Below are 22,716 nucleotides of genomic sequence, written 5' to 3' on the forward strand. Positions count from 1 at the left end.
CCCCGGTCAGGCAGGTGCCGCCGGGCCGCCCTCCTCGACCGCCTCGGCGAGATGCAGGGCGGCCTCGCCGTAGGTGCGGGTGTCGAGGTGCGCCAGGCCCGGTGGCCAGGTCGGGCTCGGCGTGCGCCTGCTGCGCTCGACCACGACCAGCGCGTCGGGCGTCAGCCACCCGTGCCGGACCAGGGCCTGCAGGGTCCGGGTCAGCTCCTCCTCCCCCAGCGGGTAGGGCGGGTCGGCCAGCACGAGGTCGTAGGCGTCACTGCTCGGTCCGGCGGCCAGGAGCGGCTCGACAGCGCCGGGATGGACCCGGACCTGGCCGGTGAGGCCGAGCAGCTCGGCGTTCTGCTCCACCAGGCGCGCGGTGGGGCGGTGCCGCTCGACGGCCAGCAGGGCCGAAGCACCCCGGGACAGCGCCTCCAGCCCCAGCGCGCCCGACCCGGCGTAGAGGTCGAGGACCCGGGCGCCGTCCAGGTCCAGCAGCGCCTCGACGCGGGAGAAGAGTGCCTCGCGGACGCGGTCGGTGGTCGGTCGGGTGTCCCGGCCGCGCGGGGTGCGGATGGTGCGCCCGCCTGCGACCCCAGCGATGATGCGGGTCATGGCGCGCTCACCCGCGCTCCAGGAAGGCCGCGCGTTCCTCGTCCAGGCGCTGCAGCTCGGTGGCCAGGTCGGGGTGCTGCTCCAGCTCGGGGTCGGCCTCGACGGTGGCCCAGGCGAGGTCGTGCGCCTGGACGATGAGCTCCTCGTCGCGGGAGAGCCGGAGGAAACGCAGCCCGCTGCGGCCGCCGCTCTGGCTGGCGCCGAGCACATCGCCCTCCCGGCGCGTCTCGAGGTCCAGGCGGGCCAGCTCGAAGCCGTCGGTCGTCGCGGCGACCGCCTCCAGCCGCTCCAGCGTGGCGGGGTCGATCCCCTCGCCCTGGGTGACCAGCAGGCACAGCCCGGGCTTGCCGCCCCGCCCCACCCGGCCGCGCAGCTGGTGCAGCTGGGAGATGCCGAAGCGGTCGGCGTCCAGCACGATCATCATCGTCGCGTTGGGCACGTCCACCCCGACCTCGATAACCGTGGTGGAGACGAGCACGTCGATGCCTCCCTCGGTGAAGGCGCGCATGATGCCGTCCTTGTCCTCGGCGACCATCCGGCCGTGCAGCTCGGCGATCACCAGCTCGCGGGTGACCTCCAGCGAGCGCAGGGACCGCGCCACCTGGTGCACGCCGTGCAGCCGGGCGTCCGCGCCCGCGCCGTCGGCCGACCCGTCCGCCGTGGGTGGGATCGGTGCCCCCGGGCCCAGGTCGTGGGCGAACGGCAGGTCCGGGTCCTCGGGCTCCCCGATCCGGGGGCAGACGACATACACCTGGCCGCCCGCCTCGACCTCCTCGGCGACCCGCCTCCAGGTCCGTTCCACCCAGGCCGGCCGGTCGCCCGGTACCACGTGGCTGCTGATCGGCTGGCGCCCCCGCGGCAGCTCGCGCAGGGTCGAGGTGGTCATGTCGCCGTAGACAGTCATCGCCACGGTCCGCGGGATCGGGGTGGCGGTCATCACCAGCACGTGCGGCGCCGCACCGTCCGCCTTGGCCCGCAACGCGTCCCGCTGCTCGACCCCGAAGCGGTGCTGCTCGTCGACCACGACCAGGCCGAGCTCGGCGAAGGAGACCTTGTCCTGGATGAGGGCATGCGTCCCGACGACGATGCCGGCCTCGCCGGAGGCAGCGGCCAGCAGGTTGGCCTTGCGTTCCGCGGCCCCCTGGCTGCCGGTGAGGAGCGCGACCCGGGTGCCGCCCTCCATCCCGCCGAGCATCCCGCCCTCGGCGATCGGGCCCAGCAGGTCCACGATCGAGCGGTGGTGCTGGGCCGCGAGCACCTCTGTCGGGGCCAGCAGCGCCGCCTGCCCGCCGGAGTCGACGACGGTCAGCATGGCCAGGAGCGCCAGCACCGTCTTGCCGGAACCGACCTCCCCCTGCAGCAGCCGGTGCATGGGGCTGTCGCGGTCGAGGTCGGCGAGCAGGTCGGCGAGCACCTCCTCCTGGCCGGCGGTGAGGGTGTAGGGCAGCCGGTCCCGTAGGGCGTCCACCAGTCCCCCGGGACGCGGCGCGCGGGGCGTGGCGGGGACGGCGTCGGCCGAGCGTCGCGTCCGCGCCAGCTGCGCCTGCACCACGAACGCCTCCTGAAACTTCAGCCGCCACCGGCCCCGGCGGTGGTCGGCCTCGGTCCTGGGGCGGTGCACCAGGTGGTAGGCCTCCAGCAGGTCGGGGAGCCCGAGCTGCGCCCGCACCTGAGCCGGTATGGGGTCGGGCAGCCAGGTGAGTGCGTGCAGGACGATGTCCAGGCTGTCCCCGTGCACGATGGGCGACAGGCCCTTGGTCGCGGTGTAGACGGGCACCAGCCCGCCGAGCAACCACGTGCCGGAGGTCGCGTCGGCGCGGATGGGTGCGTAGTCCGGGTGGGTCAGCTGCAGGGTTCCCCGGTACTCCCCGATCTGTCCGGAGCAGACCACCCGCACGTCGGGACGCAGCCGGTCCTCGTGGCCGTAGGGCTTGAAGAAGGTCAGCTGGATGGTGGCGCCGGTGTCGTCCTCGACGTCCACGACAAGCCGACGCCCTCGCCGGTTGCGCATCTGGTGCGTGCGGGCCGAGCGCACCGTCCCGACGATGACGACGTCCTCCCCGTGCGGCAGGTCGGCGAAGGCCTCAGGTCGGGCCGGGTCGAGGTACCTGCGGGGCAGCCAGTCGAGCAGGTCGCCCACGGTGCTCAGTCCCCGGGTGCGCCCCAGCACGTCCGCGGTCTTCCCGACCAGCTGCTTCAGCGGGCGGTCGCGCGGGTCACCCTCGCCGTCCGGGTGCCGCTCGACCATCACTCGACACCGAGCAGCACGGGGTAGGTGGGCTGGTCACCCCGGAGGGTCACCACCTCGACCTGGTCCCCCCGCTCCTCCTGGGCCGCCGTCCGGTCCCGCAGGGCCCGCGTCACGGCCGCTTCGACGCCGTCGTCCGCGGCTTCGCCGAGCAGGACCGTCACCACCTCGATGTCCGGGCCCCACAGCAGGTCGACCAGGGCGCGGGCCACAGGCAGCACCTCGTCGTCGACCGCCACGATGCGCTCGGTGCCCAGGATGCCCAGCCACTGGCCCTGGGCACAGGGTCCGACCGGGGTCTGGGCGGAGCGCTCGGCGCGGGTCAACGCGCCGGTACGGACCGCGGCGGCGGCCTCGCGCATCCCCTCCACGACAAAGTCGGGCTCCCCCTCCGGGTCGAGCACGGCCACCGCGGCGATCCCCTCGACGAGGGACCGGGTGGGCACCACGTCGACCTCGACCCCAAGCGTCCGTGCCTCGTCCGCGGCGGCCAGGGCCACCATGGCCGTGTCCGCGTCGTTGGGCAGCACGACGACCCGGGAGGCGCGGCTGGCCAGGACGGCCGCCAGCAGCTGTCCCGCAGAGGCTCGCCGTCGGGGACCACCGGAGACGACGATGGCGCCCGAGCCGGTGAACAACTCGCACACCCCCTCGCCCAGGGCGCAGGCGATGACCGCAAGACCGGCGGGCGACTCGTCCGGGAGCTCGTCGGGGTGGGCGTGGCCGTCCCGCAGGGAGGTCAGCACGACCTCGGTGACGGACCCGGCCAGGCTCCCTGCCTCCACGGCGATCGCAGGATCGTCCAGGTGGACGTGCACACGAAACTCTTCCGGACCGCCGGCCACGACCACCGAGCTGCCGACCTGGGCCAGGTTGGTGCGCAGCCGTGCGGCACGCTCAGGGTCGCTCCCGGTCAACAGGTACATCACCTCCACCGCCCCGTCCGGGTCAGTCCCGTGGTGGTCACCAGCGGTGGCGCACTCCTGGCCACCCTCGGGCCCGCGGCTGGCGAACCCCCCATCGCCCGGCCTGTCGCCCCACCACTCGGGAAGCTCCTGGTTGCTCCCCGGGGTCCGTTCCCGCAGGACCGACTCCAGCGCCTCGATGGTCAGGACGAGCCCGGCGCCCCCGGCGTCCACGACGCCGGACGCGGCCAGCACCGGCAGCTGCTCCGGTGTGCGCGCCAGCGCCGCTCGGGCAGCGGTCAGGGCCTCGGTGACCACGTCGGCGACCTCCAGCGGCCCAGCACCTCCCACGGGCCGTCCGCGCTCGACCGCAGCCCGGGCCCCTTGTGCGGCCGCTCGGGCCACGCTGAGGATGGTGCCCTCCACGGGGGAGGCCAGGGCGTCCCAGGCGGTGCGGGCAGCGGCCTCGAAGGCGGCGGCCACGTCGGCCGGACCGGCGTGCGCGACATCCGGGTCGACGGCCTCGGCCAGGCCGCGGGTCAGCTGGGACAGGATGATCCCGGAGTTGCCACGCGCGGCCAGCAGCATCCCCCGGGAGATGAGCGTCATACCGTCCTTGAGCCGGTCGGTCCCCGCGCCCATCTCGAACTGGCCACGGACGTAGTCCAGCGCTCCGTCGATGGTCAGGTACATGTTGGTGCCCGTGTCACCGTCGGCCACCGGGAAGACGTTGAGCGCGTCGATCTGCTCCCGCGCCGCGCCCAGCAGCAGGCGCGCCGTCATCGCCCAGCGACGGGCGGTGACGAGGTCGAGGACGGGACGGGGCACAGGGCTGACTTTACGTCCCGGGGTCTGCGAGCGGCTCTGACGTCCACAGTCCCGGGCCACGCCCGCACTGGAGGGCTGCAGCGGGGGACGGATGAACGGCCCGGCGCGGGAATGGCATGGGTGTGGCTGGGTCGACGGCGGGACGGCCTGCCCGGTGGGTGTGGGCTCGCATGGGCCGGCGACGAGGTGAGGGACGAGATTTGGGGGGCGTGCCCGCTGTCCGGTACTCTGGACCGGTTGCCTGGCCCTCGGCGCACGCCTTCGTGCGGTGCCCGACCCCGGCGGAAGACCATCCATCTCACAGACATGTAGGAGTACACCGTGGCTGCCACGTGCGACGTCTGCGGCAAGGGACCGAGCTTCGGTCACAGCATCTCTCACTCGCACCGTCGCACCAAGCGTCGGTGGAACCCGAACATCCAGCGCGTGCGCGCCATGGTCGGCGCGACCCCCAAGCGCCTCAACGTGTGCACCTCCTGCCTCAAGGCCGGCAAGGTCACCCGCTGACCCCAGCCCCTCGCGGCACCTCGAGCCGGCGGCACCCACCAGGGTGACGCCGGCTTCGTCGTCCCACGACCAAGCGGGCGCTCAGCCTCCCCCGTGCTCCCCCAGCCTTCCGCCACCTGGCGACTCAGCCGCCGAAGTGGTCCCACCCGCCGGTGCGAGGGTCCAGGCGCCGGCCGCCGAGGGTGACGCCGGGCGCCGCACCGGTCGGCCCGTCGGTCGGCACGTCGGTGACCCGGCCCAGCGCGATCCACCCGGCCGGCGGCCCGTCCGGGAAGCACGCCAGCAGCTCGTGCTCCTCGCCCCCTCCCAGGACGCATACCTGCGCCGCGCTACCCACCGCGGGGGCGAGCCGGTCGGCGAGCGCCGCCACGGCCTCTTCTGCCAGCTCGAGCACCACGCCGCTGGCTCGGGCGAGACGGTCGCCATCCCTGACCAGGCCGTCAGAGACGTCGATCATCGCGCTGGCACCCGACCTGGCCGCCGCTGCCCCCTGCCTCAGGTCGGTGAGTGGTCGCAGGTGGTGGGCGAGCAGCTCGGCGACGAGACCCGCAGGCTCCTGTGAGCCCGCCTCGGCCCCGTGCCTGAGCAGCAGCTCGAGCCCGGCCGCCGAGCGGCCCAGGGGACCCGACACGGCGACCACGTCGCCCGGCCGGGCACCGGAGCGCAGCACCGGCCCGCCCACGCCGTCCGCCAGCTCCCCCAGGGCGGTGATCGAGACCATCACGACCCCGTCCCCGGCCCCGTTGAGGTCACCGCCGAGCACCGGGACCCCTGCCCGGCTGCAGCCCCACGCGAGCCCTTCGGTGAGCTCGCGCGCCCAGGCCAGGGGCAGGGACTGCTCGGCGACGAGGGTGACCAGCACGCCGGTACCCACCCCACCCATGGCGGCCAGGTCGGCAAGGTTCTGGGTGACCGCCTTGACCCCGACGTCGAAGCCGGCCGACCAGTCGTCCCGCCAGTCCGGGCCGCGGACCATGGTGTCGGTGGTCGCCAGCAGCGCACCGCGCCGCACGTCCAGCAGGGCGGTGTCATCTCCGGGCCCCACCTGGACCCCGGCGGTGGGGGTGCCCTGCAGGGCGGCGAGGACCTGCTCCAGGACGCCGGACTCCCCGACCTCGCCGAGGGTCGGGCCGGCGGACGGCATACCGGACGGGCCGGGTGATCGGTGCGGGCTCACCGCAGCACGGTAACCTCCCCCCAAACCACCCGACGAGAGGGAGTACACCGTGATCAAGGCCTACATCCTGGTGCAGACGGAGGTCGGGTCGTCGGCGCAGGTGACCGCCGCCATCAACGAGATCCCCGGCGTCGTGTCCGCCGACAGCGTCGCGGGCCCCTACGACGTGGTCGCGGTCGTGGAGGCCCCCACCGTCAGCGAGCTCGGCCGGGAGGTCATCTCGCAGGTGCAGGCCATCCCCCGCATCACCCGCACCACCACATGCACGGTCGTCGACCTCTGACGCGCACGCCACGACCCCGACGGGGACCCCTCCTCGCGGTGCTCGGTGCCGCGGCTGCCCTGCTGGTCTCCGCGTGCGGCGACGGGGCTGTCCGGGCGGTGCCGTTCGACGCGGCGGACTCCCCCGCCTGCCTCGCCGTCGCCGACCACTGGCCGACCACGGTCGGGCCCCACGAGCCACGGGTGACCGCCGTCCAGACCCGCGGGGTCGCCGCGTGGGGCGACCCCCCGATCGTGGCCCGCTGCGGCAAGCAGCCGCCCGGCCCGACCACCGAGCAGTGCCTGGACGTCAACGGGGTGGACTGGATCCTCACCGAGCTGGACGACGGGGCCATGTTCACCACCTACGGCCGCGACCCGGCCATCGAGGTGCTCGTGCCGGACACCTACGAGTCGGCGCCGCTCCTGCTGCCCGTCTTCGGCACCGCGGCCGAGCAGATCCCGCAGACCCTCGGCCGCTGCACGGCGGTCGGTGACTGACCGGTCGCCCTGCGGCGGGGAGCGGCGTGGCAGCGGCGGTCCTGCGGGTCAGCGCAGGCCGAGGGGACGCGCCAGCGCGAGCCCGACGAGCTCGTCGATGAGCGCCGGGTAGGTCAGCCCGCTGGCCGCCCACGCCTGCGGGTACATGGAGAAGGGCGTGAACCCCGGCATGGTGTTGATCTCGTTGACGATGACCGACCCGTCCTCGGTGACGAAGCAGTCGACCCGGGCCAGGCCCTCGCAGCCGCCGGCCTCGAAGGCGACCGCAGCCACCCGCCGGACCTCGTCCCGCACGTCCTGGGACAGCTCCGCCGGAGCAGTGATCCGGACGCTGTCCTCGTCGAGGTACTTGGCCTCGAAGTCGTAGAACTCACGGCCGCCCACCACGGCGATCTCGCCGCACTCACTGACCCGTGGCGGCTCCGTCCCCCGCCCCTGCAGGACCCCGCACTCGATCTCCCGGCCGACGATGCCCTGCTCCACGAGCACCTTCGGGTCGTGGTCGCGGGCCTTGTCGATGGCCACCTCCAGGTCCTCGGGCCGGTCGACCTTGTAGACGCCGACCGAGGATCCGGCGCGGGCGGGCTTGACGAAGACCGGGAACTGCAGCGAGGCGGCCGCGTCGAGGGCCGCCGCGCGGTCGCGCCGCCACTGCACGTCGCTGATGACCGCGTAGGGACCGACCGGCAGGCCGGCCTCGGCGAAGACCACCTTCATCAGGTGCTTGTCCATCATGGCCGCGGACGACAGCACCCCGCAGCCGACGTAGCGCAGGTCCGCCAGCTCCAGCAGCCCCTGGATCGTGCCGTCCTCGCCGAACGGGCCGTGCAGCAGCGGGAAGACGACGTCGACCTCCCCCAGGTCGGTGACCCGTCCGTCGTGGTCGACGCTCTGCCAGTCGTGGTCGACGCCGCCGAGAGGGACGATGACCAGCTGGCCGGTGTCCGGGACCTCGGGCAACCGGCCGTCGCGGATCTCCAGCGGCGCGGGGTCGTCCGTGACCAGCACCCACCGACCGGCGCGGGTGATCCCGACCGGCAGCACGTCATACCGCTCCCGGTCCAGCGCGCGCAGCACGCTCGCCGCGGTCGCGCAGGAGATCGAGTGCTCCTCCGAGCGGCCGCCGAAGACGAGCGCGATGCGGGTGCGGGAGTCGGCCTGGGGGGTGGGCTGGCTGTCCATCGCGCCCGAGCCTAGTCGGCCGGGTGCCGCCTACCGGGTATGACGCGCACGCCCCGCTCCTCGATCGCGGGCGGTCGTGCTGGCCCGTGACGGGCACCCCGCCGCTCCCCGGGCTCGCGGGTCAGCCGGCCTCGTGCTTGCGGGCCCGGGACATCAGCGCTCCGGTCAGCTGCTCGGGGGTGATCTGCCCGTCGACCACGGCCGTCACCCCCGCGCAGATCGGCATGTCGACACCGTGCTGCGCGGCCAGACCCACCACGGACCGGCACGACTTCACGCCCTCGGCCGTCTGGTGCGGCACCGCGAGCACCTCCTGCACCGTGCGCCCCTCGCCGAGCGCGACGCCGACCCGGTGGTTACGCGACAGGGGGGACATGCAGGTCGCGATGAGGTCACCGACACCGGCCAGACCCATCAGCGTTCGCGGGTCGGCTCCCAGCTCGCTGCCCAGCCGGGCGGTCTCGGCCAGTCCGCGGGTGATGAGGCTGGACTTGGTGTTGTCCCCGTAGCCGAGCCCTTCGGCCATGCCGACGGCCAGCGCGATGACGTTCTTGATCGCGCCCCCGATCTCTGCACCGACCACGTCGGTCTGGGTGTAGGGACGGAAGTAGGGGGTGGCGACCGCGGCTGCCACCTGCTCGGCGACGGCCAGGTCGGCCCCCGCGACCACGCTGGCGGCCGGCTGGCGGGCGGCGATCTCCTTGGACAGGTTGGGCCCGGAGAGCACCACGACCCGCGAGGTCTGCACCCCCGCGCCCTCGATGACCTGGCTCATCCGCAGCCCGGTCCCCAGCTCGATCCCCTTCATCAGCGACACCACGGGGCCTGTGGGCGGGAGCAGGTCGGACCAGGTCGCCAGGTTGTCCCGCAGGCTCTGGGAGGGGACGGCCAGCACCACCAGGTCGGCACCGTCGGCGGCCTCGGCGGGGTCGGTGGTGGCCGTGACCGCCGGGGGCAGCTCGACCTCCGGCAGGTAGTCGGGGTTGCGATGGTGGTCGCGGACGTGCTCGGCCACCTCGGCGCGGCGCGCCCAGAGCGTCACCCTTTCCGCGCCCGCGTCCGCGAGGACCTGGGCGAAGGCGGTTCCCCAGCTTCCGGCCCCGTAGATCGCGGCCCGGGTCATGCCTGGTCCTTCTGCTGGTCCTGGTGGTCCTTGTGCCGGGCCATGTCGTAGGGCTCGGCCGGCGGCTGCTCACCGCGGAGGTCGGCGAGCATGGCGGTGATGGCCGCCATCACCCGCCGGGTCGCCTCCTGGTGGGCTCGCGGGTCGTCCGGCCGGTCCATCAGGTCCGAGAGGTCGACGGGGGGTCCGGCCTGTACATGCTGCACGGGCCGCTTGAGGACGTTACCGGGACGGCGGGCATACCTGCCGAGGAGCTCCTGCGCACCCCACTGGGCGATCGGGATGACCGGAGCACCGGTGGTCAGGGCCAGCCGCCCCACCCCCGGACGGGCCTTCATCGGCCACAGGTCCGGGTCCCGCGTCAGGGTGCCCTCGGGCATGATCGCGATGGGCAGGCCCTCGTCCAACGCCGTCCGTGCCGCCACCAGGGCGTCGCCGGCCTTGCTCGTCGCGCGGTACACCGGCACCTGCCTCAGATGCGTCAGGGCCGACCCGAGCACGGGCACGCTGAACAGCGAGGACTTGGCCAGGAAGAACGGCGGACGCCCCTGGTCGACCAGGAAGTGCGCCACCGTAAGGGGGTCGATCTCGGAGTAGTGGTTGGCGGCGGCGATGAACCCGCCCTGCCGCGGCACGTGCTCACCCCCCGACCAGTTCCGCCGGGTGGCGACCTGCAGCATGGGCCGCACGGTGCGGATCACGAGACCGTACGACCACGGCAGGGGATGCTGGCTGGGCGGGGGTTTCACGCCCGTCATCTTTGCATCCGGACCCACCGGCCGCGAGGATGCCGTGATGACCGGTGCGCCTCAGGCCCAACCCGGCGGCGTGCGGTGGTCGCTCGTCGTCCCGGTCCAGGACGCCTCCCGCGCCAAGAGCCGCCTGGCGCCGCCCCATCCGCTCTCCCGGCCCGACCTCGCGCGCGCGGTCGCCCGGGACACCCTGGAGCAGGTATGCCGTGCCCTCCCTCCGGAGCAGGTGACCGTGGTCACCTCGGACGCCTCAGCCACCCGGGTCGCCCAGGACCTGGGAACGATCGTGGTCGTCGACCCCGGGCACGGGCTGAACGGCGCGATTCGCGCCGGTCTGAGGGCGGCGCAGGCAGCGCAGACAGCGCGAGCGAGGGTGACGACCCAGGCAGGCGGAGCAGTTCGGTCGCCAAGGCCCACGGAGCGTGCTGCCGGGTGGGCGGTGCTGCTGGGAGACCTGCCGGCGCTGCAGCCGCACGAGCTGGTGGCTGCGCTCGCGACCTGCGCGGCCCATGCCGCGGCGATCGTCCCGGACGCCGACGGCACCGGGACCGTCCTCCTCACCTCGACCACCACGCCCCCGGAGCCTGCCTTCGGGGCCGGCTCCGCTGCCAGGCACCAGCAGCGGGCGACCCGTCTGGAGCTGGACCTGCCGGGTCTGCGCCGCGACGTGGACACGGCGACCGATCTGGCGACCGCGCTGGAGCTGGGTGTGGGGCGGCATACCGCCCGCACCCTGGCGCCTCTCGGGTGGGCGACGGCCACAGACGGGTCGTCGTGGCCCTCCGTGCCACCTGCGTGGCCCGGCGCCGCGGACCCCGACCCCCGTTAGGGTGGAGACATGCAGGGCAGCGTGCACACCTTCGACGCCCCGAGCGGCAGCGGCAGCGTGCTGCTGGACACCGGCCGGGTGCTGCCCTTCTCCGGCAGCGTCTTCGAGGGCAGCGGTCTACGTCACCTGCGGCTGGGACAGCGCCTGTCGATCGAGGTCTCCGGTGACCCGGAGCAGGCGGGCACCGAGCTGACGCGGCTGTGGATCGTCGGGATCGGTCCCGGCGAGACCATCCGCTGACTCGCTCGCGCAGCCCGTCAGTCGGTCAGCCCGTCAGCTGGACTTCTTCGACTTCTTCTTCTTGGTGTCCTTGCCGTCCGCCTTGCTCGTCTTCCCAACCTTGGCGTCCTTCTTGCCCTTCTTGCCCTTCTTGACCTTGCCGTCGTGCTTGGCCTTGGTGTCCTTCGTGCCCTGCTTCACCTGCCGGGCAGCCAGCTCGTCGTTCTGCACGCGCGCCAGCTGGGCCTTCTTGGCCCAGATCATCCCCTGCGTGATCTCCTCACCACCGGCCATGATCCGACCGGTCGCCGGGGGCGCAGTGTCGGACCGGCCTGCGTCTGACCCTGTCTGCTCCCCGGGGTCGCTGTCCTTGCGCACCGACTCCGGAGTGCCACTGATGCGGTCCGCGCGACGACCGTTCCCACCCTCGCCCGGAGCTCCGTCCTGCTGACGGCTGACCCGGTCGGACTTCGACCGAGTGCCTTCCTTCCCGGACTTGGCCTCGGGTGAACCATCCGCCCGTCGCACCGACGAGGGTGCGCCCGTGCGCTCGAGCCGGCCGTCCGAGCCCACCCGGGCCCCCGCCAGACCCTGCGGCGGCAGCGCAGAGGGGTCGGCGACGACATCCTTGAAGTACGCACCGGGTCGGAAGCGCGGCGTGCTGGTGCCGGCGATCGGCACCGGCTCCCCCGTGCGTGGATTGCGCCCGGTCCGCGGTGCCCGGTCGACCTTCTCGAAAGTGCCGAAGCCGGTGATCCCCACCGACCGACCCGCCGCGACCTCCCTCAGGACGAGGTCCACGACTGCCTCCACGGCGGCGGCCGCCTGGGCCCGGCCCCCCAACCGGGGTGCGAGCGCCTCGATCAGCTCCGTCTTGTTCACTGCGGCCCTTTCCCCTCGGCGCCGGCGCTGACGGGTGTCGTGGTCGGACGCCCGCCACCGGCTGGTCACGTCACCCTACGCCGGTCCGCGACCCGATGTCCATGTGTCACAAGGCAAGTCACACATCAGCACTCCCTGCCACGATCCGGACGTCTGCTCCCCCAGAAGCCAGACATGACGAAGGCCCCCGTCGCTGGTGCGACGGGGGCCTTCGAACACGGGTAGCCCCGACGGGATTCGAACCCGCGCTACCGCCTTGAGAGGGCGGCGTGCTAGGCCACTACACAACGGGGCCGTGTTCCGACGCGTTCTGCGCCGAGCGGAGAGCCTACCTGACGGTGGCCTTCCGGCGAAATCGCGCTCTGGCGCGATCTGCGCTGGGGTACCAGGACTCGAACCTAGACTAACTGAACCAGAATCAGTCGTGCTGCCAATTACACCATACCCCAAGGGTCATCACCGGCCAGTTTCCCGGCCGGTGAACCGAGGAGAAACCTTACCCTGCCGCCCCGCCCGACCCAAATCCGCGGTCGGGCGGCGCCGGGTCGAGGGCCTCAGAGCTGCGTGCGGAGCCGACGCAGGCGGGCCAGCGTCTCCTCCTTCCCCAGGATCTCCATCGACTCGAAGAGCGGGGGGCTGATGCGCTGCCCCGAGACGGCAGTGCGCAGCGGCCCGAAGGCGAAGCGGGGCTTGAGACCCAGCCCCTCGATCAGCGCCTCGCGCAGGGCCGCCTCGATGCGTCCGGTCGTCCAGTCCACGCCGCCGCCCAGCGGCTGTGGCCGGCCGCCCGGGATGCCCTCCAGCGTGGCGATCGCGGCGTCGAGCACGGCAGACGCGTCCTCCTTGAGCTGGGAGCGGGCATCGTCGGCGATCTCCAGCTCCTCGGCACCCGCATAGAACGGGGCCACGAGCGGCACCGCCTCGGAGAGCACCTGGATCCGGGTCTGGATCAGGTCGGCCACCTGCTCCAGCCGGGCCAGCTCCCCCATGTCCGACTGGGGGCCGAGCACGCCGGCCTGCCGCAGCACCGGCAGCAGGCGAGAGGTGAACTCCGGCAGAGGGAGCCGCCTGATGTGGTCGGCGTTGATGGACTCGGCCTTCTTCTGGTCCCACCGGGCGGGGTTGGGGTTGACGTCGCGCACGTCGAAGGCCTCGACGAGGTGGTGGGGCTCGAAGATGTCCCGGTCGGGGCCGATCGCCCAGCCGAGCAGGGCCAGGTAGTTGACCATGCCCTCCCGGATGAACCCCCGGTCCCGGTGCAGGAACAGGTCCGACTGCGGGTCGCGCTTGGACAGCTTCTTGCTGCCCTCCCCCAGCACCAGCGGCAGGTGCGCGAAGGTCGGAACCCGTTCTGCCACACCGATCTCGGTCAGCGCCCGGTAGAGCGCGATCTGCCGCGGGGTCGAGGAAAGCAGGTCTTCGCCGCGGATGACGTGGGTGATCCGCATCATCGCGTCATCCACCGGGTTGACCAGCGTGTAGAGGGGTGCCCCGTTGCCGCGGACGATCACGAAGTCGGGGATGCTGCCCGCCGGGAAGGTGACCTCCCCGCGGACCAGGTCGGTGAAGGTGATGTCCTCATCGGGCATCCGCAGCCGCAGGACGGGGTCGCGTCCCTCGGCCCGGAAGGCGTCCACCTGTTCCTGGGTCAGGTCACGGTCGTAGTTGTCGTAGCCGAGCTTGACGTCCTGCCCAGCCGCGCGGTGCCGCTCCTCGACCTCCTGCGGCGTCGAGTACGACTCGTACGCCAGCCCCGCGTCGAGCAGCTGACGCGCCACGTCGGTGTAGATCTGCGAGCGCTCGCTCTGCCGGTAGGGACCGTAGGGGCCCCCCACGTCCGGGCCCTCGTCGTGGTCCAGGCCCAGCCAGCGCATCATCTCCACGATCTGGTCCATCGACTCCTGCGAGTCGCGGGCGGCGTCGGTGTCCTCGATGCGGAACACCAGCGTGCCGCCGTGGTGGCGCGCGTAGGCCCAGTTGAACAGCGCGGTGCGGGCCAGGCCGACGTGCGGTGTCCCGGTGGGGCTGGGACAGAACCGGACGCGGACGTCGGCGCCGGTCACCTCGTCGTGCTCGGTGGCGGACACGGGGGCGGAGTGAGTCGTCATGATGGGCGCCAGTCTAGGGACTGCGCGCCCGCGGGACGGCGGCTGGCCAGGATCGTCCCGGGTATGGCGTCAGCGCGACATGAGCGCCAGGGTCACCGACTCCTGCACCCAGCTGAGGAAGTCGTAGTACGCCATCTTCTGGGCCATGGCGGGGTCGAGCTCGACGTCGCCGGCCAGGGCCGCCTCGAGCTCGTCGTGCAAGCGCTCGGAGTCCTCATCGGTACGCAGGCCCAGCCGCTCCCCCAGGATGAGGCGGGCGTCGGTCAGCGCGATGGCCAGGGCTCGCCCCTGGTCCAGGTCGAGCTCCAGGACGGGCGGCGCGGCCTCCTCCAGGGCCGCGATGGCGGTGGCGAGCGTGGCGGCCTTGCGCTGCCGTAGCCCGTGCTCGGTGAGTCGGCGGAACTCCGCGGCCTGCTCGGGGTCGTCGCGGGAGGCGCTGGGCAGCAGCCGCGCAAGGGCGGGGTCGGAGGGCTCCTCCGGGTCCGCCTCATCGCCCAGGCCCGCGACGAGGTCGAGAAAGGGGTCGCCGGAGTCGGGCCGCTCCGGCGCGACGAAGCGGCGGGTCAGCTCGAGCACATGGACGAGGACGCCGATCTCCTCGGCGTCGAACTGCCCCACCAGACGCGAGCCCTTGCGCTTGAACGCCCTGGCCATGCTCAGGTGTCCTGCTGGAAGGTTGCCCACAGGCCGTAGCCGTGCATCGCCTCGGTGTCGGCCTCCATCTTCTCGCGCGTGCCCGTCGACACCACGGCCCGACCCTCGGTGTGCACGTCCATCATCAGCTTCTCGGCCTTGGCGCGGGAGTAGCCGAAGTGGGTCTGGAAGACCCAGGTGACATAGCTCATGAGGTTGACCGGGTCGTTCCAGACGAGGGTGATCCAGGGCTGGTCGGTCTCTGGCCGGTCCAGCAGCGCGACCCGACCACCCTCCTGCGGGCTGGTCTGCGGACCGGTGGGCGCGTCCGGCGGGAGAGGTGGGTCGACTGGCATCCTCCCACTCTAGGACGGGTGCCCGGGGGGCCGCGTCTAGGCTGACCGGGTGACCACGAGCACCGCGCTTCTCACCGACCACTACGAGCTGACGATGCTCCAGGCGGCCCTGGCCAGCGGTCACGCCGACCGACGCTGCGTCTTCGAGACCTTCGCCCGTCGGCTCTCGGGCGGTCGCCGGTACGGCGTGGTCGCCGGCACCGGCCGGGTGCTGGAGGCGCTGCGCGACTTCCGCTTCGGCGAGGCCGAGCTCGCCTTCCTGCGCGAGCGGACGGTCGTCGACGGCCGCACCCTGGACTGGCTGGCGGACTTCCGCTTCTCCGGCGACATCTGGGGGTATGCCGAGGGTGAGGTCTACTTCCCGGGCTCCCCCGTGCTGGTCGTGGAGTCCACCTTCGCCGAGGGGATCCTGCTGGAGACCCTCGTGCTCTCGATCCTGAACCATGACTCCGCGGTGGCCTCCGCCGCCTCACGGATGACCGCCGCCGCCGGTGACCGCCCCTGCATCGAGATGGGTTCCCGGCGCACGCACGAGGAGTCGGCGGTGGCGGCCGCACGCGCGGCCTACCTGGCCGGGTTCGGCTCCACCTCCAACCTGGAGGCCGGCCGGCGCCATGGCATCCCGACCGCCGGCACCGCCGCCCACTCCTACACCCTGCTGCACTCCGACGAGCGGGAGGCGTTCGCCAACCAGCTGTCCAGTCTGGGTCTGAGCACGACGCTCCTGGTCGACACCTACGACGTGACCACGGCGGTGCAGCTGGCGGTGGAGCTGGCAGGACCGGAGCTGGGCGGTGTCCGTCTGGACTCCGGCGACCTGGTCAGCCAGGCGCACGAGGTGCGGGCCCAGCTGGACGCGCTCGGCGCACACGACACGCAGATCGTCGTCACCTCCGACCTGGACGAGTACGCCATCGCCGCCCTGGCCGCCGCCCCCGTCGACCGTTACGGGGTGGGCACCAGGGTGGTCACCGGGTCCGGGCACCCGGCAGCGGGGATGGTCTACAAGCTGGTGAGCCGGGAGAGCACGGACGGGCGCATGGAGGGCGTGGCGAAGGCCAGCAAGGAGAAGACCTCGGTGGGTGGGCGCAAGTTCGCCCTGCGTCGGCGCTCCCCCCACGGGGTGGCACAGGCCGAGATCGTCGGGATCGACGAGCGGCCCTGGGCGGACGGCGCCGACGGTGACGACCGCGAGCTGCTGGTCCCCCTCGTGCGCGCCGGCGAGGTGGTCTCGGCCACGGACGTCCACACCGCCCGGGAGCACCACGCCAAGGCGCGTGCGGAGCTGCCCCTGGGCGCCCTGCGGCTCTCCGGCGGCGACCCTGCCATCCCCACCAGGTACCTGGACGACTGGAGCTGAGCAGTGAGGGCCGTACGCGCCGAAGCCTGACCCGGCCTGGGCGTACCTGGTCGAAGGTGACCTGCCGGTCGGGCAGTAGCGAGTGCTCAGGGCCCAGCCGGGGCACGGGGAAAGATGGGCAGCAGGGGTGGTGGTGGTCGATAGGTCCTCGGTGTCGGCGCGAAGTGTCGCGGGTGCTCCCTGGCCAGGTTGCAGCGGGCGCAGAGCCCTCGACCGTTGGCTTCTTCCGTGGGCCCACCGTCGGCGTGGCGCGTGACGTGGTCGATGTGCCGGACGGGCGCCCCGCACCACGCGTTGCGACAGGTGCGGTCCCGGGCGACGAGGAACGCCCGCAATGCACCGGTGAAGGCGCGCCGGCGAGGGTCCCGCTGGCTCAGGACCCCGGTCGCCGGATCGGTGAACAGCCGACGGATCCAGACCGTGGCCGCCCGCGCGCCCGAGGCGGCGGCTGAGCCGCCCGAGGCGGGTGGCGGGCCGCCGGAGGTCGGTGGTGAGCCGTGCCAGGAGGTGGGCAGCTCTGGGCCTGAGCTGGTCACCGGGCTGGGTGCGGGGGCTCCATGAATGAGGGTGCAGGAGAAGGACACACATCGCGGTCCGTCCGGGCAGTGGCCAGGAGGCACGTGACCTCCGGGGTACCCGTTCGCGCTGGCCTTGGCATCCGTCCGTGCTTGCTGGGCCGGGCCCGCTGCGGACTGATCCAGCGTGGAACGGAGGTTGGGCGGCTGGTCGGCCATCCGGGTCCGGGCGCCCTCGGTCTCTCCGGGCGGCTCGGGCACCGGGCGCAACAGCTCACAGGCCAGCTCGGCAGGGATCGGTCCGTAGCCGAGCAGCTCGGCCGGGTCGGAGGTGCCCGCGAAGAGTGCGGTGTCGGTGATGACGACACCGACCTCGACATCGATCCCGTCGACGACCAGGCGGCCGGTGAGGCGCTCGTACAACTCGTCGGCCATCAGCTGGTTGAGGGTGCGCGGGTCACCGCTGGACTTCTTGACCTCCGCGGCCGCCCGCAGGCTCTGGAAGACGGCGATCGCTGCTGGGGCGGGGAGCCGGGCGGTGAGGATACCCATCACATCCGGTGCGGCCCGCAGCGAGACACCGCGGTCGGCCGCGGCCTTCCGTGCCCGGGCGACGAACCCCTGGGGGTCGATCTCGTACACCAGGGCCCGGACGGTGCGCGCCAGCTCGCTCGCGGCGATGCCGGGCAGCACGTCGACGAGCCGGACGTCGACCTCGTCACGGTCCTCCCGCGACAGACAGGTGGTGAGCTCGGTGATCTGGCGGGCCTGGTAGGGCGAGACCGTCCCTTGCTCCAGCGCGGCCAGGGTGCGTGGCATCTGCTCCACCAACGCCCGCGCGCTGCTCAGCTCGCGGCGACCCCAGTAGGGAGAGGTGAGCCGGGCCAGGGCAAGGTCGTCCCCCACGGCCAGCCCCGCACGGGACGGGCTCACCCCATCAGCCAGCTGCGCCCGGATCTGGGAGGAGCGGAAGTCCGTCTGCAGGCGAGCGCCGACTCCCGTGGCCGCCCGGCCGAGCAGCTCGATCTGGTGGAGGACCTCCAGGCGCTGCTCGTCGGAGAGAGCTCCTAGATCATCGACACAACCGAGGAGGGACTCCCGGACGTCTGCCATCATCGCCGCGAGATCGTCAGGACCGCCGCCGGATGAGGTCGCAGCCAGCCCACTGCTGCCGCGCCCCGATTCGCCATCGTTGCGAGGTCGCATCCTTCTTCACCCCCCAGGGTGTGCGGCCGACCCCTCCGATCGACCTCTTCACCGAACACTAGAGGCGACCACTGACACACCCCCCTGCGTCCCCGAGACCCCTGGTCGACGAGCGCCGTCAGCTCTACGCTCCTGGGAGATGCCCGAGCCGGAGGAGGAAAGCATGCCTACCCACGTCGCCCTGCTCCGGGGCATCAACGTCGGCCGGGCCAACCGGATCGCCATGGCCGACCTGCGCTCGGTCGTGGCGGACCTGGGTCACGCGGAGGTGGCCACCTACCTTCAGTCCGGCAACGTGGTCTTCTCCCCTGCCCATGAGCAGGACCCCGTGGCCCTGGCCCTCGAGTTGAGCGACTCGATCCAGCAGCGTCTCGCCGTGTCCTGCCACGTGGTCGTGCTGACCGCGTCGCAGTGGCGGTCCATCGTGGCCGCCAATCCCTATCCAGCGCAGGCGGCTGCGGATCCCAGGACCGTGCACGCGGCGGTGCAGCAGGACGAATTCACCTCTGCCGAGCAGGAGGGCCTCACCCGGCTGCTGGTCGAGGCCACGGCAGCCGGCAGCCCCGACCACCTCACGGTGGCGGGCCGGGCGACATACCTGTGGACGCCCGGCGGCCTGGGCCGCAGCACGCTCGCCGAGCGGCTCACCCGCGCGAAAGGGCCAGGGAAGGACCGCACGACAGCCCGCAACTGGCGGACGGTCGAGGCGCTCGCCCGCCTTCTCGGGGGCTAGCGCACGGGTGTTGCCCGGCTGAGCGACGGCCGCACCCCGTTCGACGGCTGACGTGTGCCCGCTCGGCACGCTGCCGGCCAGTGCACCCCATGCTCGAGCTAGTCCTGCCGCCCCTCGCTCTGCCGCGCGTGCTGCCACAGGTCGATGCCGCTGTCGACGGCATGCTCCTCGATGCGGGCCAGCTCGTCGTCGGTGAGGTCGAGGTTCTCCAGCGCGCCGACCGAGTCGCGAACCTGCTCGGAGCGGCTGGCACCGACCAGCACCGAGGTGACCTCGGGACGGCGCAGCACCCAGGCGAGCGCGAGCTGGGCCAGGGTCTGACCTCGCTCGCGCGCCATGTCGTTGAGCGCACGCACATGCTCCAGCGCCTCGTCGGTCAGCAGGTCGGTGGCCAGCGACTTCCCTTGCGCCGCACGGGAGTCCTCGGGGACGCCGGACAGATAACGGTCGGTGAGCATTCCCTGCGCCAGTGGTGAGAAGGCGATGCAACCCACGCCCAGCTCGTCGACGGTCTCGAGCAGCCCCTCCGTCTCGACCCAGCGGTTGAGCATCGAGTAGGACGGCTGGTGGATGAGCAGCGGGGTGCCCAGGTCGGCCAGGATGGCCGCGGCCTCGCGGGTGCGCTGCGCCGAGTAGGAGGAGATGCCGACGTACAGCGCCCGGCCCGTGCGCACGATGTGGTCCAGCGCCCCCATCGTCTCCTCCAGCGGCGTGCTGGGGTCAGGTCGGTGGTGGTAGAAGATGTCGACGTAGTCCAGCCCCATGCGTTGCAGGGACTGGTCGAGGCTGGCGACGAGGTACTTGCGCGACCCACCCACCTGGCCGTAGGGACCGGGCCACATGTCCCAGCCCGCCTTGCTGGAGATGACCAGCTCGTCCCGCAGCCCGGCGAAGTCGGTGCGCAGGTGCTGGCCGAAGTTGCGTTCCGCGCTCCCGAAGGGCGGTCCGTAGTTGTTGGCCAGGTCGAAGTGGGTGATCCCGGCGTCGAAGGCCGTCCGGAGGATGTCGCGCTGGCGCTCCATGGGCACGTCGTCTCCGAAGTTGTGCCACAGCCCCAGGCTGATGGCGGGCAGGTCGAGCCCGGAGCGCCCCGTGCGGCGGTACTGCATACGGTCATAACGGTCGGCGGCAGGAAAGTGGTTCACCTCCCGATCCTCACACCTGGGACCGTCCGCCGCGAGCACGACCGGCTACTCACCACCCAGGTGCGCGGGAAGCACCGGGTCCAGGTCCAGCCACCGCGCGAGGTCCTCGATCTCGGCGATCACCCGCTCGCGGCGGGCGGCGCTCCATACCCCGTCCTCGTGCAGCGCGTCCACGTGCAGGACCCCGGCCTTGCGGTCGGCGGTCGCGTCCAGCTTGCCCACGAGCTGGTCACCGTCGAGCACGGGCAGTGCGTAGTAGCCCCAGCGACGCCTGGCCTTGGGCTTGTACATCTCCAGGACGTAGTTGAAGGTGAAGATCTGGCCCATCCGGGTGCGGTCGAAGACCAGCCGGCCGATCGGGCACAGCAACGCGGCCCGGCCGTCGAAGTCCGTGCCGTCGAGATGGCGGGGATCCACGCGCCAGGTGCCCGGCAGACCCTCGACGACCGCCTCCTCCCCCGCGGTGCCCCCGTCGATCGACTCGGTGGGGCACTGCGGACCACGAGGCCGCAGAAGGCCGCAGGCTGCCAGGCGACGACGGTCCTGTTCGGCCACGGCCTCCTCGAGCGGCAGGGCCGGCACGTCGGGGTAGACCCGCTCGGCGAGGTCCCAGAGGCGTTGCCCGCCCTTCCGGCCGGCGACCGCGACCTCGCCGCGCGCCACCATGAAGTCGAGCAGCCGCCCCAGGTTCTTGTCGTTCGTCCACCCGGTGGAGCGCCACGGCACCTCGGTCGAGTCGGGCAGACCACCGGTGGGGCTGGGCCCCTCCGCCTTCAGGTGGGCCAGCACGTCGCGCCGGGCACGGTCGTTGGCCGCCACCCACTCGGCGTTGCGTCGCTGCCACCCCAGCAGCTCGTCGCGGCCCGGCGGCGGGACGGGCCAGGCCGACATCTCCGCGGCGTACAGCGCGATGTCCTCAGCGGGGCGGATGTGCCCGAGCAGCTCCACCAGGGTGCGGTCGGCCAGCGAGCGGTCCAGCTCCGCCGTGTCGTAGTCGCTGCCCAGACGGCTCCACAGGACGAGGTGCTGCGCCGGCGCCACCGCGGTCACCGGGTCCATCTGCAGGTGGGCGAGCTCGCGCACGGTCTCGACAACGTCCCCCGGGCGGGGGCGGCTGAGGAGCTGAGCCCGGACGGCGACCCTGCGGGCGTCCCGGGCGGTGAGGCGGTGCGGCGGTGGCGGCATAGGGGCACGGTATGCCGTCCTGCGGACAGCAGGCGTCCGCGCGGTGCCCCTGGGCGGCGTGGGTGGCAGGCGGAGCGTCACGCCGCCCGGCTGAGCACCAGACCCGCCGGCTCGGCGTTGCTGAAGCTGTCGTCGACCGCGACGACGGTGCGGCAGGCAGCGGAGAGGAGCGAGGCGGCGATCGAGGCACGGTACCCGGCCGCACAGTGCACCCAGATCTCGCCGTCGGGCAGCTCGTCCAGCCGCGAGAAGAGCTGGTGCAGCGGGATGCTGACGGCGCCCTCGATGTGGCTCTCCCCGAACTCCAGGTCGCGGCGAACGTCCAGGACCTGGACCGGACGGTGGTGCCGGACCTGCGCCAGGTCGGCGAAGGAGGCGACCGGGAAGTGGCCCAGACCGCCGTCCGTCCAGTCCTGCGGCTCCCCGGTGGCAGCACCCTCCAGCCGGTCGATCCCGATCCGGACCAGCTCCCGCTGGGCGTCCTCCACCTGCTGCGCGTCGTCCCCGAGCAGGGTCAGCGGGGTGCCCCACGGGATGAGCCAGCCCAGGTAGGTGACGAACTGCCCGTCCAGGCCGAAGTTGAGGGTGCCGGGCACGTGACCGGCCGCGAAGACGGTGCGGTTGCGCAGGTCGACGACCCACTCCCCGGCGCGGATCCGGTCCGCGAGGAGCTCCTTGGCGACCGGCTCGGGCCGGTCGAGCTCGGCCTCGCGGGGGCCTGAGCTGTTGGCCAGACCCATCTGCACGTAGTAGGCCGGGTAGGCGTCCAGCCCAGCCAACGTCCGCGCGATCCACTCCTCCTGGTCGAGGGTCAACGCCGGGTTCTCGCGCCGCTCCCGAGCGATCGTCGACTCCGTCGCGCCTGCGGTCGACCCGGCCGCGCAGAAGGAGCCGAAGCCGTGCGTGGGCAGCACCTCCGCCTGCCCCGGCAGCTCCCCCGCCAGCCGGTGGGCCGAGGCGTACTGGTGGCGGACCAGCTCATGGGTGTGGTCCGGCCCGAGCAGGTCCGGCCGCCCGGTCGCGCCGAAGAGCAACGAGCCACCGGTGAACACCCCCACCTCCTGTCCCCCGTCGCTGAGTGCGTAGGACAGGTGGGTGAGCGTGTGCCCAGGGGTGGCGATGACGCGCACGGCCATGGTGCCCGAGACCTGGATGACGTCCCCGTCCTGCACCTTGACCCGTTCGAAGGACACCGAGTCCTCGGCGTTGACGTGGTAGGCCGCTCCCGTCCGGCGAGCCAACGCGAGCCCGCCGGTGACGTAGTCGTTGTGGATGTGCGTCTCGAAGACGTGCGTGATCCGGACGCCGTGCGTGGTCGCCAGCGTCAGGATGCGGTCGATATCTCGCTGCGGGTCCACGACGAGGGCGACCTCCCCGTCGTGCGCGAGATAGCTGCGGTCCCCCAGGCTCGGCGTCGGGATGATCTCGATGCTCACAGTTCGGGTCACGGCTCTGGTCACGGCG

At 72.7% G+C, this 22,716-nt stretch carries 22 protein-coding genes and 2 tRNA genes; 7 read left to right on the forward strand and 17 right to left on the reverse strand.

From position 1 onward, the window contains the following. Positions 1-6: 6 nt before the first annotated feature. Genes rsmD through ESZ52_RS12530 form a run of 3 tightly spaced genes read right to left on the reverse strand, consistent with a single transcriptional unit; the run spans position 7 to position 4,578 of the window. Positions 7-597 carry a 16S rRNA (guanine(966)-N(2))-methyltransferase RsmD gene (gene rsmD, locus ESZ52_RS12520; protein ID WP_131105220.1) on the reverse strand — a complete coding sequence of 197 codons (591 nt, stop codon included), beginning with the start codon at positions 595-597 and terminating at the stop codon, positions 7-9. A 7-nt stretch (positions 598-604) separates the two neighbouring features. After that, on the reverse strand, positions 605-2,845 hold the full coding sequence (locus ESZ52_RS12525; protein ID WP_131105221.1) for an ATP-dependent DNA helicase RecG: 2,241 nt from the start codon (positions 2,843-2,845) through the stop codon (positions 605-607). Next, a complete protein-coding gene (locus ESZ52_RS12530; RefSeq protein ID WP_181009975.1) occupies positions 2,845-4,578 on the reverse strand; it encodes a DAK2 domain-containing protein in 1,734 nt (577 codons plus the stop codon). Before ESZ52_RS12530 ends, ESZ52_RS12525 begins: the two co-directional genes overlap by 1 nt. Before the next feature lie 321 nt (positions 4,579-4,899). Between ESZ52_RS12530 and rpmB the strand changes: the two genes are divergently transcribed. Beyond that, positions 4,900-5,085, forward strand: a complete 186-nt coding sequence (gene rpmB, locus ESZ52_RS12535; RefSeq protein ID WP_084617151.1) for a 50S ribosomal protein L28 — start codon at positions 4,900-4,902, stop codon at positions 5,083-5,085. Between the two features lie 124 nt (positions 5,086-5,209). Here the strand turns inward: rpmB and thiL are convergent, their stop codons facing one another. Continuing rightward, positions 5,210-6,262: a thiamine-phosphate kinase gene (gene thiL / locus ESZ52_RS12540; RefSeq protein ID WP_238154527.1), complete on the reverse strand. Its 1,053-nt coding sequence runs from the start codon at positions 6,260-6,262 to the stop codon at positions 5,210-5,212. Between the two features lie 49 nt (positions 6,263-6,311). Between thiL and ESZ52_RS12545 the strand changes: the two genes are divergently transcribed. Further along, the gene (locus ESZ52_RS12545; RefSeq protein ID WP_131105223.1) at positions 6,312-6,545 is read left to right on the forward strand and encodes an Lrp/AsnC family transcriptional regulator; all 234 of its coding nucleotides are present in this window, start codon (positions 6,312-6,314) and stop codon (positions 6,543-6,545) included. 38 nt (positions 6,546-6,583) lie between these two features. After that, positions 6,584-7,024 carry a DUF3515 family protein gene (locus tag ESZ52_RS12550; protein WP_238154526.1) on the forward strand — a complete coding sequence of 147 codons (441 nt, stop codon included), beginning with the start codon at positions 6,584-6,586 and terminating at the stop codon, positions 7,022-7,024. 48 nt (positions 7,025-7,072) lie between these two features. On the opposite strand, the gene ESZ52_RS12555 is transcribed toward ESZ52_RS12550, so the two are convergent. The 3 genes from ESZ52_RS12555 to ESZ52_RS12565 all read right to left on the reverse strand — a co-directional run bounded on the left by ESZ52_RS12555 (position 7,073) and on the right by ESZ52_RS12565 (position 10,009). Beyond that, positions 7,073-8,206 (reverse strand): D-alanine--D-alanine ligase family protein, encoded by a 1,134-nt coding sequence (locus ESZ52_RS12555; RefSeq protein WP_131105225.1) that lies wholly within the window; start codon positions 8,204-8,206, stop codon positions 7,073-7,075. Between the two features lie 121 nt (positions 8,207-8,327). Continuing rightward, positions 8,328-9,329, reverse strand: coding sequence for an NAD(P)H-dependent glycerol-3-phosphate dehydrogenase (locus ESZ52_RS12560; RefSeq protein ID WP_131105226.1), 1,002 nt, complete (start codon positions 9,327-9,329; stop codon positions 8,328-8,330). Continuing rightward, the gene (locus ESZ52_RS12565; protein ID WP_238160621.1) at positions 9,326-10,009 is read right to left on the reverse strand and encodes a lysophospholipid acyltransferase family protein; all 684 of its coding nucleotides are present in this window, start codon (positions 10,007-10,009) and stop codon (positions 9,326-9,328) included. The genes ESZ52_RS12560 and ESZ52_RS12565 overlap by 4 nt, the downstream gene beginning before the upstream one ends. Before the next feature lie 115 nt (positions 10,010-10,124). Between ESZ52_RS12565 and ESZ52_RS12570 the strand changes: the two genes are divergently transcribed. Both ESZ52_RS12570 and ESZ52_RS12575 read left to right on the forward strand, forming a co-directional pair. Beyond that, on the forward strand, positions 10,125-10,910 hold the full coding sequence (locus tag ESZ52_RS12570; RefSeq protein WP_131105228.1) for a CofC family guanylyltransferase: 786 nt from the start codon (positions 10,125-10,127) through the stop codon (positions 10,908-10,910). Between the two features lie 9 nt (positions 10,911-10,919). Then, on the forward strand, positions 10,920-11,150 hold the full coding sequence (locus tag ESZ52_RS12575) for a hypothetical protein (protein WP_131105229.1): 231 nt from the start codon (positions 10,920-10,922) through the stop codon (positions 11,148-11,150). A 33-nt stretch (positions 11,151-11,183) separates the two neighbouring features. Here ESZ52_RS12575 and ESZ52_RS12580 read toward each other — a convergent pair whose 3' ends face one another. The 6 genes from ESZ52_RS12580 to clpS all read right to left on the reverse strand — a co-directional run bounded on the left by ESZ52_RS12580 (position 11,184) and on the right by clpS (position 15,108). Beyond that, on the reverse strand, positions 11,184-12,011 hold the full coding sequence (locus ESZ52_RS12580; RefSeq protein WP_131105230.1) for an HU family DNA-binding protein: 828 nt from the start codon (positions 12,009-12,011) through the stop codon (positions 11,184-11,186). A 222-nt stretch (positions 12,012-12,233) separates the two neighbouring features. Next, positions 12,234-12,306, reverse strand: a tRNA-Glu gene (locus ESZ52_RS12585). Positions 12,307-12,388: 82 nt separating this feature from the next. Next, a tRNA-Gln gene (locus tag ESZ52_RS12590) sits at positions 12,389-12,460 on the reverse strand. A gap of 105 nt (positions 12,461-12,565) precedes the next feature. After that, the gene (gene gltX / locus ESZ52_RS12595) at positions 12,566-14,119 is read right to left on the reverse strand and encodes a glutamate--tRNA ligase (RefSeq protein WP_131105231.1); all 1,554 of its coding nucleotides are present in this window, start codon (positions 14,117-14,119) and stop codon (positions 12,566-12,568) included. Between the two features lie 69 nt (positions 14,120-14,188). Next, a complete protein-coding gene (locus ESZ52_RS12600; RefSeq protein WP_131105232.1) occupies positions 14,189-14,773 on the reverse strand; it encodes a DUF2017 family protein in 585 nt (194 codons plus the stop codon). A 2-nt stretch (positions 14,774-14,775) separates the two neighbouring features. After that, positions 14,776-15,108: an ATP-dependent Clp protease adapter ClpS gene (gene clpS, locus ESZ52_RS12605; protein ID WP_131105233.1), complete on the reverse strand. Its 333-nt coding sequence runs from the start codon at positions 15,106-15,108 to the stop codon at positions 14,776-14,778. A 49-nt stretch (positions 15,109-15,157) separates the two neighbouring features. On the opposite strand from clpS, the gene ESZ52_RS12610 reads away from it, so the two are divergent. Next, positions 15,158-16,468 carry a nicotinate phosphoribosyltransferase gene (locus ESZ52_RS12610; protein WP_131105234.1) on the forward strand — a complete coding sequence of 437 codons (1,311 nt, stop codon included), beginning with the start codon at positions 15,158-15,160 and terminating at the stop codon, positions 16,466-16,468. A gap of 86 nt (positions 16,469-16,554) precedes the next feature. On the opposite strand, the gene ESZ52_RS12615 is transcribed toward ESZ52_RS12610, so the two are convergent. After that, positions 16,555-18,099, reverse strand: a complete 1,545-nt coding sequence (locus ESZ52_RS12615) for an HNH endonuclease (RefSeq protein WP_181009974.1) — start codon at positions 18,097-18,099, stop codon at positions 16,555-16,557. Between the two features lie 253 nt (positions 18,100-18,352). Here ESZ52_RS12615 and ESZ52_RS12620 point away from each other — a divergent pair, with 253 nt between their 5' ends. Beyond that, positions 18,353-18,922: a DUF1697 domain-containing protein gene (locus tag ESZ52_RS12620; RefSeq protein WP_181009973.1), complete on the forward strand. Its 570-nt coding sequence runs from the start codon at positions 18,353-18,355 to the stop codon at positions 18,920-18,922. Positions 18,923-19,020: 98 nt separating this feature from the next. Here ESZ52_RS12620 and mgrA read toward each other — a convergent pair whose 3' ends face one another. The 3 genes from mgrA to ESZ52_RS12635 all read right to left on the reverse strand — a co-directional run bounded on the left by mgrA (position 19,021) and on the right by ESZ52_RS12635 (position 22,712). Next, on the reverse strand, positions 19,021-20,067 hold the full coding sequence (gene mgrA, locus ESZ52_RS12625; RefSeq protein ID WP_131105237.1) for an L-glyceraldehyde 3-phosphate reductase: 1,047 nt from the start codon (positions 20,065-20,067) through the stop codon (positions 19,021-19,023). A gap of 45 nt (positions 20,068-20,112) precedes the next feature. Next, on the reverse strand, positions 20,113-21,252 hold the full coding sequence (locus ESZ52_RS12630) for a DNA glycosylase AlkZ-like family protein (RefSeq protein WP_131105238.1): 1,140 nt from the start codon (positions 21,250-21,252) through the stop codon (positions 20,113-20,115). Between the two features lie 77 nt (positions 21,253-21,329). After that, positions 21,330-22,712, reverse strand: a complete 1,383-nt coding sequence (locus ESZ52_RS12635) for an MBL fold metallo-hydrolase (RefSeq protein ID WP_131105239.1) — start codon at positions 22,710-22,712, stop codon at positions 21,330-21,332. Positions 22,713-22,716: the final 4 nt, after the last annotated feature.

Source organism: Ornithinimicrobium sufpigmenti (assembly GCF_004322775.1).
Lineage (GTDB): Bacteria > Actinomycetota > Actinomycetes > Actinomycetales > Dermatophilaceae > Ornithinicoccus > Ornithinicoccus sufpigmenti.